The sequence below is a fragment of the Kosakonia sp. MUSA4 genome (assembly GCF_013085925.1).
GTDB classification, from domain to species: domain Bacteria; phylum Pseudomonadota; class Gammaproteobacteria; order Enterobacterales; family Enterobacteriaceae; genus Kosakonia; species Kosakonia sacchari_B.
Genome location: NZ_CP025697.1, coordinates 2,096,320 through 2,113,866 on the forward strand (window position 1 = coordinate 2,096,320; position 17,547 = coordinate 2,113,866).

The following is a 17,547-nucleotide window of genomic DNA, read 5'->3' on the forward strand; positions in this document are numbered from 1 at the left end:
GAACTTCTACCAGGCAATCGCTGATACGCGTTGCTTCACGCATGGTGCTCAGGTAGACGTGTTTGCCGCGAACGGCTGAGACATTCCAGGTGTGGCCCTTGTGCATGGCCAGCATGCCTGGCGCCACGCACTGACGAATGATGTGCATCGTGCCGTAGTGCTGGTTAATCATTGGTTTTCCCCCTGTTGATGCCTGTCTTTTAACCACATCAGGCCTGGTGGTATGCTGGAGTTCCTACACAACCATCAAGGACGGACTATGAAATCAGTAACCAAGCCGTGCCCGATCTGTGGTGAAGCAGCTACGTCGTTTAAGCATGTAAGTAAGGTTGTTAACATCAGCGGTAATCAACCCACTATCCGGGAGGTTCCATCCGTGGTTTATGTCTGTGATGAACACGGTTGGTTTATGCTCTCGGAACAAATTAATGACTTTGTCATTACAAGCACTGACCCATCTGTAAAAAAACGGCTGGCAGAGTTGGTTAAGGTTCGCTTCGTACCTGAGCAGGAACAGCCGCTATCTCTGAAAGCTATTGAGTCGCTCGATTAAGGTCTTTACGGGACCCACTTCTCCAGCCCAGGCGGTACATCTTTTTATTCATCCTGCCGCGAGGCACACCGCCTGTTCTGTTCACCTTCCGGCGAAGGTGGTGCATATGTTTTTCTTCCGGACTATTCATCCCTGTGCCGCCATCCTGCCGCGAGCTTTGAAGCTGCAAGGGTTTCTGTCGTGTCTCAAAAAGGCGCGCCCAGTAAGCGCCAAACCCGAACATCTCAGTCTTCTTTGTGTTGCCTTTCATATCTCCTCTTTGCCTTATCGCCGGCCCGCGGAACGTTGGAAAACCTTATGCGCGCATTTCTGTGCGGTGAGTGGCTTGTGGCCGCTCGTTTGGATGCGTCAATTAAAAACCATAGTTGTTTTAAAATCAACAACAATAGTTGTATTTTGGTTGTTTGATTACTATTTGGTTGTTTTTATGGTGTTTTTAGTTTTTATTACTTGACGATCTTGTGCACAAAAAACATCAGAGGTGGCGTTTGGACGAAGACAAAGCAGGGTTGATTTTGAATGCGATAGGAGTTTCGGTAGCCGAGTTGATAGGAGAAGGCATGGCGATACTTGGTCGATAGGAGCATAGATGAATAGAGGACGGAAGAGTTAGTCGGGAAAGGGCAGTAAACCCGGCGCGAGGGCAGGGTTAGTGTTTGATTTGCGCCAGTATCGCCCTGAATAAATCGATACCTTCCCTATATGTCATCCTGTGTATAGCCTCCCGGTCGGGAACGGTCTTAAGTTCGGCCCTAAACTGTTTGGGGAGAATATGCATATTTATCGTATTATCCTATCGACACTTGCTGCTCTGCGAGAGATTGCAGCTGGCGAGAGGCTGGAATAAGGGCAAAGGTACTATTTTCTCAGCTACGAGCAGCTTCTGTATTTTGCGCATAGGACCGAAGCCGGAGCGATAGCCTGTAAACTAACACTATCGAGTTTAACCTTCTCTGTTCACAACATCGAAAATGTCATTATTAAGTTTCTGTAACTCTATGAAATTAACAATAAAATAAATGGACGAATAAATCATTAGAAGACACAGAAAAATAGAAGCACTGAAATGTAGTGAAATGAAGTCTTTAAAATTAATAACACGCTCAAATTTTGCAACGTATTGATTTGTAATGTAATAAAGGGTGGTTAACCCAAAATGGATAAGAAATGAGTCTCGAACATCGGAAATGTTTCTTCGAATAGATTTTAGGTAGGCGGGGTTCTTTACGCCAGAAGGGTTGAAAGTAACAATCAGCCCTAAACCAATCGAAAACATGATGCCTGCAACAGTATAAACCGTAGACGCAAAGAAGCTGTCCGGGCGAATCGTCCAGACCGTGCTGGCGAACAGTGTCACCAGCATTATGATAAGTACGCTAACTATTTTTTTTATCATTACTTAACTCTACCAGAAACTTACTCATTTCTTGTAGCAATTGATGTTCAACAAGCTTTCCTGATTGGGTTGTCTCGATGTTAACTGACTTAGTGCGTAAAAGGTCTTTACCTTTAATTTCCGTTTTATTGTCTTTACGCTTAAAGGATACATTTTCAAGGTCGCTGACAGGTTTAAGATAAGCTCCAAGTGCTCTTTGATATTCCTCTTCAGTCATCTTTCTAGGTTTTTTAAATTTAATCAATAGCTCTGCGGAAATCATCTGACTGAGAGCTATGTCATTTAATTGTTCTGTATCTGACATTGAGCTCTTAATTATATCCAGTACCTTTTGAGTCAACTTTATAGATTTCTGTCCCTCTGTCATAGCGGGCAGGTTAGCCTTGTTTGGAGAAGAGTTACTTTCAGATGCCTCAGCCTGTTTTAACGGTTCAGGGTCTTTAACAATAATGGCTTTCAGATCGCTTAATTTGGTTTGTCCTTTCGCTGAAATCAAAGGTGTAAATTCGAGAAGATCGTCATTTATAAACCAACTTAGGTATGTTTGAAGTCTTGATATAGTTTTGTTAAGAGGAAGGTTTGTAACGACGTAGTCATCGCTAATAGAGAAGTAATAATAACTTTTACAAATTGCTGATGCGTCAATATGAGCGGTCTCTATATCGTCTATTGAGAACACATCTTTTTCGAACAAAGTATCTGTGATGTGCTGAACCTCTTTATCAGACGTAATGCGAAGCATCGTACAGAAGACGCTGCCGCTTTGTTGAGATTCTTTATAATAAGACAAAACATCTCTTTCCTGATTTTTATCGTCAGGATTTAGTACCATACATCTGTCTTTTGCCTGTTTGATCTGATTAAGCTTTGTCACAAGTGTTGATTTTGCTTCACTAGATGCCTTTGAAAGAGAAGAGTTTTTGATATCAAAGGCACGTAATGTAACGGATTTCGGTTTAGTTGCTGGGAGTGAATCTTCAGTAGTATCTGACATTATTAATCCTTGTTATTACTTTATTGCTGTTAAGTGGAAATTTTTATCCGATGCTAAATGTATCTAATAATCACTAGCGATTATTGTTTTTTTGAATTTGATTTAGTGCTCATGGATATGCCTATGAGCGTGATTATTAACCATGTTTCCGGTATGTCTGCGGCATGCTGCCGATCACCTTTCCGAAGATAAGCACTCGGTTCATCTCGTCTTTCTCGATCGGATCCCACGGTGAATAAATTTTATTATCTGATATAACCAGCAACTTATCTTTCATCTTCTGGAGACGCTTTACATGCGCGGTATCATCGTACAGAAACGCGTAGATGCCATCGCCATCGAAGTTCTTAACGCTGATATCCACGAAAAGCAGATCTCCCGGTTCAATCGTCCCGGACATGCTGTCGCCTCGTACATTGATGATCCGTATCTGATCGGCCTTTCTGCCGTCAAACATCATCCGCGCATCTTCCGGTGCGTACTCCATTGACCGTAGCACTTCAACGAACTCGCTGTTAACCACGCCTGGACCTGCGCTAACAGTAAGATTTAAAACCTCAAGGCGATAAATATCTTCATTTGGCGAATGTGGTAATGATGGAGGTTGTCCATCATCTTTCATTGCACCCAAACCAGAGCCAAGCCATTCGGGCCTGACTTTCAGCGCTCGAGCAATATCAATCAATTTTGTTGTTTGCCCCGCTTTACCGGTTTCTATTTTTTGGATTGCCGCTTGGCTCACGCCAATAAGTTCCCCTAAGGCCTTCTGGGTAAGACCTTGGGCATTTCTGGCTTCTTTAAGACGTTCTGCGAGTGTCGTTTTCATCATCTCAATTTACAACCTAGGTTGTTCATCATCAAACGAATATGGTTGTTGACTAAATACAACCAAGGTTTTATTCTTCGCTTGCTTTAACTACGGAGGTTGTTATGAACCAAGCCATAAAAACCGCCATTGCCATTGTTGGCTCTCAAAAAAAACTTGGAGATGCCTGCAACGTTTCTCAGCAGGCCGTTTTTAAGTGGCTACACGGCAAGGCAAAGGTTTCACCAGAACATGTGGACAGTATCGTCAGCGCTACGAAGGGAGAAATCCCGGCCCATGTAATCCGCCCGGACCTTCCCAAGTTGTTCCCGCAACCGGCTGAATAATCATGCCGCCTTGCCAGCGGCCTAACACTCAACGGAGTTTCAATCATGCACAACGCAATAGCACGAAAGTTGGAACCACCAATTCTCAAGCCACTTGAAATCGAAAGCATCTTGCTCAACCGGCTGGCGTCGGTGGGGCAGAAGAATTACGCCGAGCAGATCGGCATCAGTGAATCGACGGTGAGCAAGCGCAAAGCCGACAGTCATTTTTCAGAGATGGCTAGGGAGCTTTCGGCGCTGGGCTTGCAGGTGGTACCGCCAGAGGCGGTGGTGGTTTCACGCGATTACCTGACGTCTGTTGAGACGCTGGCAGATATCGGCCTTCGTGCCGAACGCGCGCGGCCCGGTCCGCTGGGATGGGACTGATGCAGAGGGACAAAAAGGTGAAAGCCGGACTGCGTCAACAGTGCCGGCCTTCGGGTGCAATGAGTGAGTCATTTGCGAGGCAATTATGACAAACAGAAATTCAAAACACCAGGCGCAGGAGGCATAGCTATGTCGAATGTCGCCTACGCCGATTTTTCGGCACGAAATGCCATCAGGAGCAACCGGATGGAGAACCAGAAAAGCGGATTCATCCTGTTGTACCGGAGCGTGCTTAAGCAACCCTGGGCGAAAGATGTTTTCCTGCGCACGTTATGGGAAAACCTGCTAATGCAGGCTGCCCGGCAGCCATACACGGCAAATTTCCGGGGGACGCAATGGCCGCTGCAAACCGGACAACTGGTAACCACAACAGTCGATCTTGGGCTGAATTTATGTGACAGAGAGGGTAAGCCAACGAGCCGTCATGCCGTGGACAGAATGCTGGATATTTTTGAGCGTGAGGGGATGATTTCCAGGGCCGGAGAGAAGCGAAAAGGCACTGTGATAACCATCACAAATTACGCTGAATATGCTCAAAAAACAGACGATTTACCCGCGCTTAAGCCCGCGCATATAGCCGAGCTTAAACCCGCGCATGACGAAGCCAGTAACGGCGCGGCTTCGGAGGGTGATGCCGCGCATTCAGGCGAGCATAAGCCCGCGCAATTACCCGCGCATCATGAACAACAAGGTAATAACAATAATAAAAACCTTAAAAGATCTTCGTCTCGGAATTCTCACGAATCCCGAAACGACGCGACTGAAAAATTCCTCTCCCGTCATCCCGAAGCCATCGGCGGGATCTACACACCGGCGGGTAAATCCTGGGGTACAGCGGAAGACCTCCGCGCCGCGAAGTGGATATTTGCGCAGTTGCTGGAAGTTAACGCGAGCCTGAGCGAACCAAAATGGGTCGAATGGGCCAATACCATCCGCCTGATGCGCCTGCAGGATTCACGCAGCCACAAAGACATTTGCAGCCTGCTCAAGTGGGCCAGCAAAGACGAATTCTGGAAAAACAACATCCTCAGTCCGTCTTCGCTGCGCAGACAGTGGGACACGCTCACCACCAGGCGACTCAATGGACAAAGTGCGGGTCAGCCTAAAACCGGAGCCAGCACGCTGGACAATACCGACTGGATCAACGGGGTATTCAAATGAAAAACATCGCTGAAAGCATGCATGATTTTGACCGTGAAAACTTCCGCCGTGTCGCTGCAGGCTTGCCGGAAATTCAGGAAGAACAGTCGCAAGGGGTGAAGCTCAAAGCGCTTGCCGGTTTGTTCAATGGTCTGTTCCGCGAACTGTGCGCGATTTTCCCGTACCTGTCGAACAAACCACAGGAAGACCTCGATGAAATGCGCCGCCAGTGGCTACAGTCATTCGCTGAGAATGGGATCTGGACGAGCGCGCAAATCGACGCAGGGTTACGTGTGGCGCGCCAGCAGGAAAAGCCCTTCGTCCCGTCGCCAGGCCAGTTCGTTGCGTGGTGCCGTGCGCAAGAGTGTGTTGCTGTCGGGCTGCCAGATCAGGCGGAGCTGATGGAGCTGTTTTATCGCTACTGCCGCACGCGCGGGAGCTATCCGGATGCAGAGTCATTTCCGTGGCCGGGGAAAATCGACGGTAAGAACACCAGTCAATCATCCGCGAATTACTGGATCGTGACCACGCTGTACCAGCAGATGCGCGCCAGTGGTCTGAGTGACGCTGAGGTCCGTCGCAAGGCCGGGGAAGAGCTTGCAGCGATGGCGCTGCGCATTCGTCGCGGCGAAGAGATCCCTGAACCGAAAAAACAGCTTCCGAAGCTTGGCGGCAAGCCGCTGACGCAGGCTCAACAGCTCGCGAAAATCCGTGAAATTCAGGCCAAGCACGGCTTTAAGGGGAGGGCGTAATCATGGCGAGACCTAACACCGCTGAAGAGCGCACGGCTTGCATCAACGTGATCATCGACGAAACCCGGTATCGCGGTCGGCTGACCTCCGGTGATGTGGTGAATATGTTCAAACTGCACCGGAATACCGCCGAGAAATACATTCGTGAGGCCGTTTGCGAAGGTAATCTCGTACGTCACGGGCGCTGCGGCATTTTCCGCGATCAGCGCGCGACCATCGATTTCGATTATGAGCGTTTCACAAGCAAAGCGCCTAAAACCGTACCGAATCCTGGAGCATTTACGATTATGACAAATCAGCAACTTATCACTGCGGCTGAGCATGCTGCGCGTTATGTACCGACCGCAACGGCGCAACTCATCACGGCATTAGTGCGGGCTATCCCGAGGGGTGAAGCGATATTACTACTGGGACTAACTGATATCATCGCTGAACGTCAGTGTCAGGAGTGAGTAGACTCGATAAGTGTGTTCCTTGTGTTCGTGACGTCCAACTCACACATAAGATGGAAAAAATTGCTTAACGGTGGAATGACTGTATACTCTGTATCGTTTAAGGCTGTTTATTCGTGAATTCCATGAAAAACAAGCCATGGGAGGGATATGAAATGTTTTTGTCATTAAGCGTTGATAACTTTAGGTCTTTTAAAAATCCGGTGAAAATGACCTTCACACCTACCGGTTCCAAAGAACATAATCAGAGTCATATTTATGAATCGGAGAATGGTTTTAAGGTACTAAAAACTATTGGTATTTATGGCGCAAATGCCTCTGGGAAATCAAATGTTCTATGGGCATTCCAAGCTTTGTGCTGGTTGATTCGAAATTCCGGGGAGCTTAAGGATGGTCAAAAAATACCATGCTATGAACCATATCGTTTAGCATCCGATACGAAAGATAAACCAATCACTCTGGAAGCTGAGTTTCTTCTCAAAGGGGATGTACGTTTCATCTATAATGTTTCTTATACGCAGAATGAAATTGTTCATGAGTCTTTGGATTTTTATCCATCCCGAGCCAAAGCGAATATTTTTACTCGATTGCAAGGTGAGTCTTGGGAGGATATCAAGTTTGGTAATTTATATAAAGGAGGCGTAAGGAAACTCCCCTTTTTTAAAAATAACTCGTATTTGTCTAAGGCTGGCAATAACGCGGCTACCCCTCAAATAATAAGGGATATTTTTAATTTTTTCGAAGCGAATATGTTTTTCCTTGGTTCTAATCACACTTTGAGTTTGTCGAGTGAAGGCTCTGAGGATTTCAATGAAGTCATGGAAAGTGTTTCTAAAATACTTTGCTACATAGACACTGGCATTAAAAGTGTTTCATATACTCAAAGAGATTTCAAACTGCCTGAATATCTTGAAAAAAATATGCCTTCAGATATTAAGGAAACCATTATAAAGGATAATAAAGATAAATATCTCTTTACACATGTTGGTGAGGGTGATATTGAAGAGATTTTTGAGGAGCAAGATGAATCTGATGGTACAAGAAAAATATTTGCTTTGATGCCAGTGCTCCTTGATGCATTTAAAGAGCGAACTGTGTTTCTTCTGGATGAGTTGGATAATGGACTTCACTCTCATATTGCAGATGTTCTTATAAGATTATTTAACGATAAGAGCATTAATGAAGTTGGTTCTCAACTTATTTTTACCACGCATAATATACATTTGATGACACCTGATAAAATGCGTAGGGATCAGATATGGTTTGTGGAGAAAAATGAAGGTAAATCGAAACTTTTTTCTTTAGATGATTTTGATAAGAAAAAAGTGACAACGAATACTCCTTATAATACGTGGTATGATGAAGGTCGTTTTGGAGGGGTTCCTAGTATTAGCTTCTCAAAAATTAAGTCGTTGATTTTAGAAATAAATGGTGCGAGTTCTATTGATGATGATTTATTTGGTTCCTTAGACGAGGATAAGGAATAGCTAATGGCAGAGAATCCAAAAAAAATCCCTAACAAAATGTATATTTTTTGCGAGGGAACGAAAACAGAGCCTCAGTATTTAGAGGCTTTTATTGAGGACCGTGTGAGGCAAAAATCAAAAATTATTAAAATACCTCCTACGCGTAAGAATACCCCGGTGCAATTAGTAGAGGAGGCTATAGCTAAAAAAAATAGTAAAGATACAATCGAGGATGATGTGTTTTGGGTGGTTTATGACAGAGAGTCAGTTTCTAAATATCCTAAGAAGTTACATGCGGAAGCGCTTGCGAAAGCAAAAAAAAATAACATAAAAGTTGCTTTATCAAATGTTTGTTTTGAGTTTTGGATTCTTCTTCACTTTGAATATACGACATCTCATTATTCATGTTATGATAATATGATGGCGGAATCTAAGCTGAAGTTTTTTTTGAAGAGGGTAGGTATTGATAAATATGAGAAAGGTAGTGACATTCTCTATTTTAAAATCAAGAGCGGAATTGACAAGGCAAAAGTAAGAGCTACTAGAGTGAATAAGTTTATAGCAGAGTCATCACCCGGAAAAGTCTTGGAGCCTTATGAGTATTTCCCATACACAAATATTCATGAGTTGCTTGAAGAAATAGAGGGTTTTTGATTGGATTATACAACATCATGAAAGGCCAGCTTACGTTGGTCTTTTCTAAAAAACAATTCTATTCTACGGCTTCAGAGGTATTCTTTGCTTACGTTATTAAAGCGTCATCAGTATATGTTTAGCACGCATGACTGAACCGTTATATTGAAATGGCTCACATCGACAAGAAAAAGTCAGTAGCATCTAGTGGAGCTTTTTATATCTTTTCGGGTTCGATTTTATCGAACCATTTGCCCAAATTGCTCAGTTTAGCTGGTTGATTTTTTGCTCGTTATATCAATTGAGCTTTTCACGTCATTTAAAATCAGATAGTTAACAGTAAAATATCTGTCATTGGGGCATTATGGCGCAGCTTCAAGCATTCATCAGGGATCCTGATTCCGTCGATGCCCGAGGCCAGCGGTTTTTTGCATTCAAAATGTAAGTTCGGCGCGGTGCTTTCTGCTGAGGTTAAGCTTGTACGCAACCCGGCATTTCATCGCCGATTCTTCGCTTTGCTCAACCTCGGTTTTGAATACTGGGAACCAATCGGTGATGCCTGATGCGCCAAGGGTTCCCCTGACTGGTAAATCATCGTTCGTGATTATACCGGCACGAAATATGCGAAGAATAGACAGCTAGCCCGCTGGGATACCGCCGTCCATCTGCCGTTCGCAGAGGCGCTGGTGAGGGCTAATGGGCCGGGTATGTTTAAGGAAGTGGAAAAAGCTGCTTAACCAAGTTATCGGATCTTAAGTAACTTGAATTAACCATATAAGATGTGGTTGATTGTTTTTTATTCTGAGGTTATTAATTGGGTATCCCCGCGTGAGATTCGAAAAGGAGGGCTATATTTTGTCCGAGTTTTTGTATTCCCCCGCATGCCGCTGTAGAGCACTACATCTGAGCGTCTGACCAGGGGATGAAACAAGATTGGATAGTGAGAAAAAAGTGATGCGAGAGGATGATCCGATCGCTATCGGCAAGCCCAGGGGGTATGCAGCTTTTGCCAAGGTCGTAGTGGGTTTTGGTTAATGCACGAAAAGCTGAGAGGTCAGACAACCAATTTGCCAGAGGAGCTACTCCTGCGTGATGCTTGAGAGCCAACCGAAAGCGATGCGAAACAGCATAAACTCAGCCTGCCAGTCGCCTACGAAAGCCGCCACTATGGCGGTTTTTACTTATGTTTCTTGGAGATCCATATGACAGAGGCATGGGCGGCGATCGCTGCTGGCGTAATAGCTGCTGCGGCAGGTGGAATTGGCTTGGTTATGACGAAGGAAAACAAGACATCTGAATTTCGTCAAGCTTGGATACAAGAGCTAAGAATTGCACTTACCACGTTTAGCTCGATTCTTCTAACCGTGAGAAATATATCTGCAGAAGGCGATCTTGTTCCTGAAAGTGACAATCAAAGGATAAGTCAACTTCACTCAGAAATAAACCTGCGCATAAATTACGGAGGCAAATCTCCTGAAGAAAAAAGATTATCGCAGGTTATGACCAAAATGCTTAGTGATGCATACGCTGGTAGTGGTCTTTTTACTTCTACTCAGGCTGAATTTACTGAAGCCTCATTCCGTGTTCTTAAGAAAGAGTGGAAAAGGGTTAAGCGGGGTGAGTTGATATACAGGCTGTGCATGTACCCATGCTTGGGAATCACAACAATTGCTATCGTTCTGTCTGGTATATACCTATTTAACCATGTCCAGAAATTATGGGATTTTTTGATTGGTTGATTATTCTTAATCACCTGCCCATAATGCCAGCTGTCAGCCTGAACAACTGACAACCTTATGCGCCAGATGGGGACATTATGGCGCAGCTACAACTTATCAATCATTCAGGAACCCTGATCCCGGCAACGCCTGAGACCAGCAATTTTCTGCATTCAAAATGTAAGCTCGGTGCGGTGCTGTCAGCCGACGTAAAGCTCGTCCGCAATCCGGCGTTTCACCGGCGTTTCTTCGCTCTGCTCAATCTCGGGTTTGAATACTGGGAGCCAAGCGGCGGTGCTATCTCGTCCAACGAACGACGACTGGTGACCGGGTATGCAAAATTCCTCGCTTCCTACGGCGGCAATGAAGCCGCGTTGATGGATGCCGCTGAGCAGTATCTGGCGCAGGTCGCAAATCGCCGCATCACCAACGGGATCAGCCTCTGCAAATCCTTCGATGCGTACCGCGCATGGGTGACTATAGAAGCAGGGCATTATGACGCCATCGAGCTGCCGGACGGCACGCTTCGAAAACATCCCCGCAGTATTGCTTTTGGCAACATGGACGAAACCGAATTCCAGCAGCTATACAAAGCCGCGCTGGATGTCCTCTGGCGCTGGATATTGTCCAGTTCATTTAGTTCGCAGCAAGAAGCAGAAAACACTGCGTCTCAACTGATGAGCTTCGCGTGATGATGGCGACCAGAAAGAGCTGGTTCCAGCACACCGAATGCACCACGCAACAGGCCGACGAGCTGGTGGCGCAATACAGGCGTCGCGGCGTTGAAGTTGAGCGCAGCCTGAATCCCGATTTTATTACCTGGACCGTCAGCGCCAGACTTCCCGAACACTGCAACAATAGCAGCAAACGCGGTCGCCCATGGGGAGGTCGCCTTGGCTGATTTACGTAAAGCGGCGCGCGGTCGCGAATGTACCGTCCGAATTCCAGGGATATGCAACGGCAACCCTGAAACCAGCGTGCTGGCGCATTACCGTCTGGCAGGAACCTGCGGCACGGGCATTAAGCCGGATGATACACAGGCGGCGATCGCCTGTAGCTGCTGCCATGATGTCGTCGACGGGCGCGTAAAAACCGAATACAGCCGCGACGAGTTGCGACTCATGCACGCTGAAGGCGTAATGCGCACGCTTGCCATCTGGAAGAAAGAGGGGCTGGTGAAAGCATGACTGCCGCCGAAAAACACCGCTACGAAAAAGAATCCATCCTCCGCGCGTTTGCACCGACGCGCCCGCACCATTCCCGCACGCAGCAGAAAACAGGAGCCGCCGCATGAAACTGGAAGCATCACTCAAACATTTCAGCCCACAGGGCATGCACATCAGCGATAGCGTGAAAGGAACATCACCGGATCGCCTGACAGGGACGGATGTAATGGCCGCTATTGGCGCCACCAGCAGCCGCGCGCGATTTGGTCTGGCGGCATTCTTCGGTAAGACCGGGATCAGTAAAACCGACGAGCAACTGGCCGTGCAAGCGCTGGCACGCCACGCGATGGGCGTTGCGCCAAAGAATGTGCGCAAAGCCGCTGGTAGTGAGTTTGGTTGGTGCATGCTGGTGCTGGCGCAGTTTGCCTTTGCTGAGTATTCCCGTTCGGCTGCCAGCACCGGAACGTGCCTCAATTGCAATGGCACCGGGAAGACTACCCGGACTCAGGTCACGCGCAAAGTGTCATACCCGTCGGGGAAAGCCCCGTACTGGGCCAGCCGTTCCCGCGCGGTTCGTCCGTCAGACTGGGAGAAATGGACAGAGGTAACAGAGATTGTTCCGGCCACGTGCGAAGCGTGCGACGGGAAAGGCGTATTAAGCGCCCGCTGCCGTTGCGGAGGAAAAGGCGAGGTGCTCGATCGCAAGGCCACAAGTGAGCGTGGTGCGCCGGTATTCAAAACCTGTGAACGTTGCGGTGGCAATGGTTTCACGGTAATGCCCTCTACGGCAGCGTATAAAGCTATATTGAAGTATGTTCCGGACCTACATGTCAGAACATGGACACGTAACTGGAAGCCGTTTCTTGAATCGCTGGTGGGTAAATGTTGGCAGGAAGAACGAATAGCAGATCGGGAATTCCAGAAAGCTACAGCTTTTAATCAGGATGAATGCTAAAAGCGACCGGAAGAGACGTTTTGGTGAAGAGAGGTCTCACAGATGCGGCCTTTTTCGTTCAATAATAATTATTGCACGTTGTAACGTACATATGATTATAATGTTCGTACATTCACAACACGAGCAAAGCAAGATGACAGATATCATTGAACACGAGGACGATAAAGAGCCAACAGGCAAGGCCAAGGGAGGCAAAGCCAGAGCAGCTAAAATGACACCTGAACAGAGGAAGGAATCGTCAAAAAAAGCGAGTGAAATGAAAAAACACTATGCATCACTACCCTCTGCAGAATACGGCAATAATGGCAGCGCTCTAAAAGTTGGCGACATTGAAATACCCTGCTATGTACTTGATGATGGACGAAGAGTCTTATCTCAAGGTGGATTGCAGTCAGGGATTGGCATGTCAAAAAGTGGTGGCGTAAAGGGCGAGCAGCGCATAGTTACTTTTTTGAGGGGTTTAGAGACAAAAGGTATTATAACCAATAACTTATCGGCACGCTGCGCAGCGCCGATTGAATTCAGAGTTGTGGGGGGCGGGAGGACCGCATATGGATTTGAGGCGGAGATTTTAGCTGATATCTGCGATGCTGTTCTTGAGGCAAATAGCCAGGGCCTGCTGGCCCCTCAACAGAAACACTTCGCTAAACAGTGCGAAATTTTAGTTCGTGGTTTTGCAAGGGTCGGTATTGTTGCATTAGTTGATGAAGCCACTGGTTATCAGCGTGATAGAGAAAGGGATGCCCTGGCTAAAATACTGGAGGCATTTGTTGCAAAGGAAATTCAACCTTATATAACTACATTCCCACCAGAGTATTATGAGGAGCTTTTTCGTCTGAGAGGACTTGAGTATCCGCCATCAAATCCCAAGTTTAGGCCGCAATATTTTGGCTTGCTAACCAACGACATTGTCTATAAACGTCTTGCTCCAAACATCCTTGAGGAACTGAAAAAGAAAACTAAAGCAGCCTCAAAAAGAACAAAGCTTTTTCAATCATTGACGCCTAATATCGGTCAACAAAAGCTTAGGGAACACCTTTCATCTGCTGTTACTATTATGAAGCTGTCAAACGATTACCCAGACTTCGTCACTAAGATGAATAAAATCCACCCTCGTTTTGATGATATTATTCCATTGGATCTTGAAGATTCAGATAAGTAAAGTCAGCAACCCGGCCACCGCGCCGGGTTTTATATCTCTTTCCGGACCAGTTCCGCTGTATTTTTTCTATGTGCTGAGCTTGATTTTGTCCGAAGTTGTCCGATATGATTCTAATCATGGATACTTATGTCCAAATGAATTTAGCTTGCAAAACCCTGCCGACCGGCGGGGTTTTTTCGTATCAGGATCATAAGCATGGTGAGTTGCTTAAAGGTCCTACCTGCTGAGTTCTGTTTTCAGGAACTGCATTTTTTCCAGCACTTCATTTGGATTGGTGAGAATGAAACTCGCCGGAAAAAAAATCGCCCCATCGGATGGGTTTTCATCATGCCAGTGCTTCGTAATTGCGATTGAATGCGCATCAAGGTAACTGGCGTATGCTTTATTGAGTGCTTTCCTCCTACGTCCCGGAGCATAAGGTAGTAACTGGTAAAAATCAGCATCGCTGATAAGCCTGAACGGGGATGAGCCTCCTTCGATAGCATCAATTTCGCTGAGCAACTTTTCCAGCAGAGGCGCAGATTGCTTCCTGAATTCCGCTTTACGTGACGAATGGTTACTGATTAGTGACGGAACAAACAGCCCTGCCAGTGTCAGCAGCATTCCGATTACCGAAATAATTTCCATGAGGTATTCCCATGCCTGATTTTGTTTATGCAATTTTACCCGTATTAGGATTCGGGTTTTCTTGTTTGGTCTTGATTACATCATTGTCTTCGTGCGTGGGCGGGACTGAACCAGAAGAATAAATCCGTCTGATATAGCGGTGAAGCCTGATATTTTTACAGTGTTATTTTATAGGTTGCCATCCGGCGGCCTTTTTTATCTCCCAAACTTAACACCCCGTCTAATCGGAGGTGGAGTATGTATCGAATGGACAAAATCACAACCGGTGTGAGCTACGGCTTTGCTGGAGCAAACGGAGGGTATTGGGTGCTCCAGCTACTGGATAAAGTGTCGCCCTCACAGTGGGCTGCGATAGGTGTTCTGGCGAGTATTCTGTTTGGTCTTTTGACGTATCTGACCAACCTGTATTTCAAAATTAAAGAAGATCGGCGTAAAGCTGCCAGGGGACAGTGATGAGCAAAGTAAAAATTGCTGGTGGAGCGGTCTGTTCTGCCGGAGCAATTATCGCAATTGTTCTGAACGCCGGTCACGTTCGCACTAATGAGCGCGGGCTTGAACTAATCGGCAACGCTGAGGCGTGCCGCCGCGACCCGTATGTCTGCCCGGCTGGCGTTCTTACTGACGGTATAGGCAATACCCACAACGTCAAAGCTGGTACGCGTAAAACCGATGCGCAGATCGCGGCAGACTGGGAGAAGAACATCCTCAGCGCTGAGAAATGCGTTAACAGCTATGCATCTGGCGCACGACTGAGTGACAACACGTTTTCTGCCGTCACGTCGATTACGTTCAATATGGGTTGCGGCGCCATGCAGAAATCGACGCTGTTCTGGATGCTGCGCCAGGGAGAAACCGCGCAGGCGTGCCAGCAGTTCACTCGCTGGGTTTATGCCAACGGCACAGTGATGAACGGTCTGGTAACGCGCCGCAGTAAAGAAAAAGCGCTTTGCCTGGATGGTGTGTGATGAGTCGCGTTACTGCAATTGTCTGTACCGTGATTGTCCTTCTGATTGTGTCACTGGGCTGGGCTGTGAACCACTACCGCGATAACGCGATCGTCTATAAAGAACAGCGCGATAAAGCCACCAGTGAACTGAATCTGGCGAAAGACACTATAACCGACATGATGGTGCGCCAGCGCGATGTTGCTGCGCTCGACGCGAAATACACCGGAGAACTGGCAGATGCACAGGCCACTATTGATCAGCTTGAACGCGATGTTGCTGCTGGCAAGCGTAGGTTGCGTCTCAACGCCACCTGTCCTCAGGACGGAAAGACCGGCACCACCGGCGTGGATGATGCAGCCAGCCCCCGACTTACTGACGCCGCTGAAAGGGATTATTTCACCCTCAGAGAGCGAATTGAAACCAGCGGGAAAATGATTGCGGGGTTGCAGGACTACATCTGGCAGCAGTGCTTGAAGTGACAAACATAAAGGGCCACAAAGAAGGCCCGTTCTCTTATGTCGATAAGTTAGATATCAAGCTTTTTTGTTGTTTCGATTCCTAGTTGTGAATAAATAACCTTAGCAAGGTCTGTAAACTTTAAAATCTTGATTAGCTCTTCCTTTGACTTATTTTCTATAACAATGCTTCGCAACAGCACATTTTCGTTATCTGATTCTGTATAAAACCAATTTCCTTTTGGGGTTTCATAAACGGCTCTTGAGACATCGCTGTCAGAATCATGAACATGCGCGACCAATTTTCCATCAAACGTGACATCTTCCTGACCATTTACTTTAAAAAATACACTTTCCATTTTAAATCCTTAAAGAGTGGAATAATTAATGGCACTTACCGACAAACAAGAAATGTTCTGTCGCGAGCACCCCGTGGATTTGAATAATTAATATCCATCAGTTGATAACTAAACACCAGAGGAAGTTATGGCAAAACCGGACTGGGGAGCGCTGCAAAACCAGTTCCTCGCCGACCATGCCAAAAACGGAATATCACCGAAAGAGTGGTGTGAAGCGCAGGGACTGAATTACGCATCAGCTCGTCGCTACATTAAAAAGCCCGCTGCGCAAAGTGCGCAAAAAACTGCGCAGAAAAAATTGCGCAGTGTGCATGCGCAAAACGGTGCAAAAACACCAGTTCCCCAAATTGAAAATCAAATTGATTCAAATTGCCTGCCAACTGAAAACACCGCCGATGAATGGACTTTAAACCCTGATGAATACGGACTTAACGACATGCAGGCCCGTTTCGTTAGCGAGTACCTCATCGATATGAACCGCGTGGCCGCTTATAAACGTGCCGGTGGAAAAGGTGAGGGGAACACTGCGTATGTTGCAGCCTCGCGAATGTACAGAAACGATAAGGTGAGCTGGGCGATTCGCGACGCTCTGGCAGCGAGAGAGCGGCGCACTCAAATCACGCAGGATGCCGTGTTGAAAATGTGGTGGGAACTGGCGACAGCAGATGCAACGCAAATCACCGAACATCGTCGTTTGTGCTGCCGCCATTGCTGGGGATTCGGCCACCAGTATCAATGGCGCGATGCGGTTGAATTTGAGGAAGCCGGTGCAGAGGCAAAGGAAAAGAAAAAAGCCGCTCCGCGCGATGACGGAGGCTACGGGTTCGATGCCACCCTTGATCCGAATCCCGAATGCCCTCGCTGTAACGGTATGGGGGTAAGCAGGGCATTTTTTCACGATACCCGTGATTTGCACGGCGCAGCTCGTCGGTTGTTCGCCGGGGTAAAAGAAGGGCGCTTCGGCCTGGAAGTGCAGATGCGCAATCAGGATGAAGCCCTGAAAATGGTGGCGCAACATCTTGGTATGCTGAAAAACCGCACCGAACTGACTGGTGCTGACGGCGGCCCCATCAACCAGGTTAATTACACGCCGGAAGATTACGCGAAGGCGCAGGCGGCATTAGAAAAACAACTCCCCGATCTGGATTAAGCAGAATAGAGAAAACAGGGTAAAAAGCGGGTTTCGTCTGTCATTTTAAGCGGACCGTAATAATGGTGATTTGTTATCAAAATGTTATTGCTAAAAGTGCCTGT

At 46.9% G+C, this 17,547-nt stretch carries 23 protein-coding genes and 1 pseudogene; 20 read left to right on the forward strand and 4 right to left on the reverse strand.

The genetic code is table 11. The features are described from left to right. Positions 1-259: 259 nt before the first annotated feature. Together C0557_RS09915 and C0557_RS09920 are read left to right on the forward strand one after the other, a co-directional pair. A complete protein-coding gene (locus tag C0557_RS09915; RefSeq protein ID WP_145954146.1) occupies positions 260-553 on the forward strand; it encodes a hypothetical protein in 294 nt (97 codons plus the stop codon). Beyond that, complete coding sequence (locus tag C0557_RS09920) at positions 537-1,007, forward strand: hypothetical protein (protein ID WP_208658323.1); 471 nt, start codon at positions 537-539, stop codon at positions 1,005-1,007. Before C0557_RS09915 ends, C0557_RS09920 begins: the two co-directional genes overlap by 17 nt. A 922-nt stretch (positions 1,008-1,929) precedes the next feature. On the opposite strand, the gene C0557_RS27410 is transcribed toward C0557_RS09920, so the two are convergent. Together C0557_RS27410 and C0557_RS09935 are read right to left on the reverse strand one after the other, a co-directional pair. Next, complete coding sequence (locus tag C0557_RS27410) at positions 1,930-2,943, reverse strand: hypothetical protein (RefSeq protein ID WP_253073802.1); 1,014 nt, start codon at positions 2,941-2,943, stop codon at positions 1,930-1,932. A 136-nt stretch (positions 2,944-3,079) separates the two neighbouring features. Further along, positions 3,080-3,769 (reverse strand): helix-turn-helix transcriptional regulator, encoded by a 690-nt coding sequence (locus tag C0557_RS09935; RefSeq protein WP_208662882.1) that lies wholly within the window; start codon positions 3,767-3,769, stop codon positions 3,080-3,082. Between the two features lie 104 nt (positions 3,770-3,873). Between C0557_RS09935 and C0557_RS09940 the strand changes: the two genes are divergently transcribed. The 14 genes and pseudogenes from C0557_RS09940 (at position 3,874) to C0557_RS10005 (ending at position 13,905) form a co-directional block, all read left to right on the forward strand. Next, a complete protein-coding gene (locus tag C0557_RS09940) occupies positions 3,874-4,095 on the forward strand; it encodes a helix-turn-helix domain-containing protein (protein WP_085007440.1) in 222 nt (73 codons plus the stop codon). A 45-nt stretch (positions 4,096-4,140) separates the two neighbouring features. Continuing rightward, a complete protein-coding gene (locus C0557_RS09945) occupies positions 4,141-4,461 on the forward strand; it encodes a CII family transcriptional regulator (RefSeq protein WP_035943368.1) in 321 nt (106 codons plus the stop codon). Positions 4,462-4,647: 186 nt separating this feature from the next. Then, positions 4,648-5,622, forward strand: a complete 975-nt coding sequence (locus C0557_RS09950) for a replication protein (protein ID WP_208662884.1) — start codon at positions 4,648-4,650, stop codon at positions 5,620-5,622. Next, the gene (locus tag C0557_RS09955; RefSeq protein WP_208658324.1) at positions 5,619-6,353 is read left to right on the forward strand and encodes a replication protein P; all 735 of its coding nucleotides are present in this window, start codon (positions 5,619-5,621) and stop codon (positions 6,351-6,353) included. Before C0557_RS09950 ends, C0557_RS09955 begins: the two co-directional genes overlap by 4 nt. A gap of 2 nt (positions 6,354-6,355) precedes the next feature. Next, on the forward strand, positions 6,356-6,805 hold the full coding sequence (locus tag C0557_RS09960; RefSeq protein ID WP_208658325.1) for a DUF977 family protein: 450 nt from the start codon (positions 6,356-6,358) through the stop codon (positions 6,803-6,805). Between the two features lie 125 nt (positions 6,806-6,930). Then, the gene (locus C0557_RS09965) at positions 6,931-8,292 is read left to right on the forward strand and encodes an ATP/GTP-binding protein (RefSeq protein WP_208658326.1); all 1,362 of its coding nucleotides are present in this window, start codon (positions 6,931-6,933) and stop codon (positions 8,290-8,292) included. 3 nt (positions 8,293-8,295) lie between these two features. After that, on the forward strand, positions 8,296-8,925 hold the full coding sequence (locus C0557_RS09970; RefSeq protein WP_208658327.1) for an RloB family protein: 630 nt from the start codon (positions 8,296-8,298) through the stop codon (positions 8,923-8,925). Positions 8,926-9,257: 332 nt separating this feature from the next. Next, positions 9,258-9,464 (forward strand): annotated as a pseudogene (locus C0557_RS09975) (DUF1367 family protein); the annotation flags it as partial. Between the two features lie 642 nt (positions 9,465-10,106). Next, positions 10,107-10,643: a hypothetical protein gene (locus C0557_RS09980; protein WP_208658328.1), complete on the forward strand. Its 537-nt coding sequence runs from the start codon at positions 10,107-10,109 to the stop codon at positions 10,641-10,643. Between the two features lie 74 nt (positions 10,644-10,717). Next, on the forward strand, positions 10,718-11,314 hold the full coding sequence (locus tag C0557_RS09985; RefSeq protein WP_208662887.1) for a DUF1367 family protein: 597 nt from the start codon (positions 10,718-10,720) through the stop codon (positions 11,312-11,314). Between the two features lie 2 nt (positions 11,315-11,316). Beyond that, positions 11,317-11,523, forward strand: coding sequence for a hypothetical protein (locus tag C0557_RS09990; protein ID WP_208662889.1), 207 nt, complete (start codon positions 11,317-11,319; stop codon positions 11,521-11,523). Beyond that, positions 11,516-11,809 (forward strand): DUF1364 domain-containing protein, encoded by a 294-nt coding sequence (locus C0557_RS09995; protein ID WP_208658329.1) that lies wholly within the window; start codon positions 11,516-11,518, stop codon positions 11,807-11,809. The genes C0557_RS09990 and C0557_RS09995 overlap by 8 nt, the downstream gene beginning before the upstream one ends. Before the next feature lie 103 nt (positions 11,810-11,912). After that, positions 11,913-12,743 carry an antitermination protein gene (locus C0557_RS10000; RefSeq protein ID WP_208658330.1) on the forward strand — a complete coding sequence of 277 codons (831 nt, stop codon included), beginning with the start codon at positions 11,913-11,915 and terminating at the stop codon, positions 12,741-12,743. A gap of 133 nt (positions 12,744-12,876) precedes the next feature. After that, a complete protein-coding gene (locus tag C0557_RS10005) occupies positions 12,877-13,905 on the forward strand; it encodes a P63C domain-containing protein (protein WP_208658331.1) in 1,029 nt (342 codons plus the stop codon). A 216-nt stretch (positions 13,906-14,121) separates the two neighbouring features. On the opposite strand, the gene C0557_RS10010 is transcribed toward C0557_RS10005, so the two are convergent. Beyond that, complete coding sequence (locus tag C0557_RS10010; protein WP_208658332.1) at positions 14,122-14,532, reverse strand: hypothetical protein; 411 nt, start codon at positions 14,530-14,532, stop codon at positions 14,122-14,124. A 237-nt stretch (positions 14,533-14,769) separates the two neighbouring features. Between C0557_RS10010 and C0557_RS10015 the strand changes: the two genes are divergently transcribed. The 3 genes from C0557_RS10015 to C0557_RS10025 are packed head-to-tail and all read left to right on the forward strand — an operon-like array spanning position 14,770 to position 15,958. Further along, entirely contained in the window at positions 14,770-14,985 is a 216-nt protein-coding gene (locus C0557_RS10015) for a class II holin family protein (protein WP_208658333.1), read from the forward strand. Beyond that, positions 14,985-15,497: a lysozyme gene (locus C0557_RS10020; RefSeq protein ID WP_208658334.1), complete on the forward strand. Its 513-nt coding sequence runs from the start codon at positions 14,985-14,987 to the stop codon at positions 15,495-15,497. Before C0557_RS10015 ends, C0557_RS10020 begins: the two co-directional genes overlap by 1 nt. Continuing rightward, entirely contained in the window at positions 15,497-15,958 is a 462-nt protein-coding gene (locus C0557_RS10025; protein WP_208658335.1) for a lysis protein, read from the forward strand. The genes C0557_RS10020 and C0557_RS10025 overlap by 1 nt, the downstream gene beginning before the upstream one ends. 47 nt (positions 15,959-16,005) lie before the next feature. Here C0557_RS10025 and C0557_RS10030 read toward each other — a convergent pair whose 3' ends face one another. Next, positions 16,006-16,293, reverse strand: coding sequence for a hypothetical protein (locus tag C0557_RS10030; protein ID WP_208658336.1), 288 nt, complete (start codon positions 16,291-16,293; stop codon positions 16,006-16,008). A 127-nt stretch (positions 16,294-16,420) separates the two neighbouring features. On the opposite strand from C0557_RS10030, the gene C0557_RS10035 reads away from it, so the two are divergent. Beyond that, entirely contained in the window at positions 16,421-17,443 is a 1,023-nt protein-coding gene (locus tag C0557_RS10035; RefSeq protein WP_208658337.1) for a terminase small subunit, read from the forward strand. Positions 17,444-17,547: the final 104 nt, after the last annotated feature.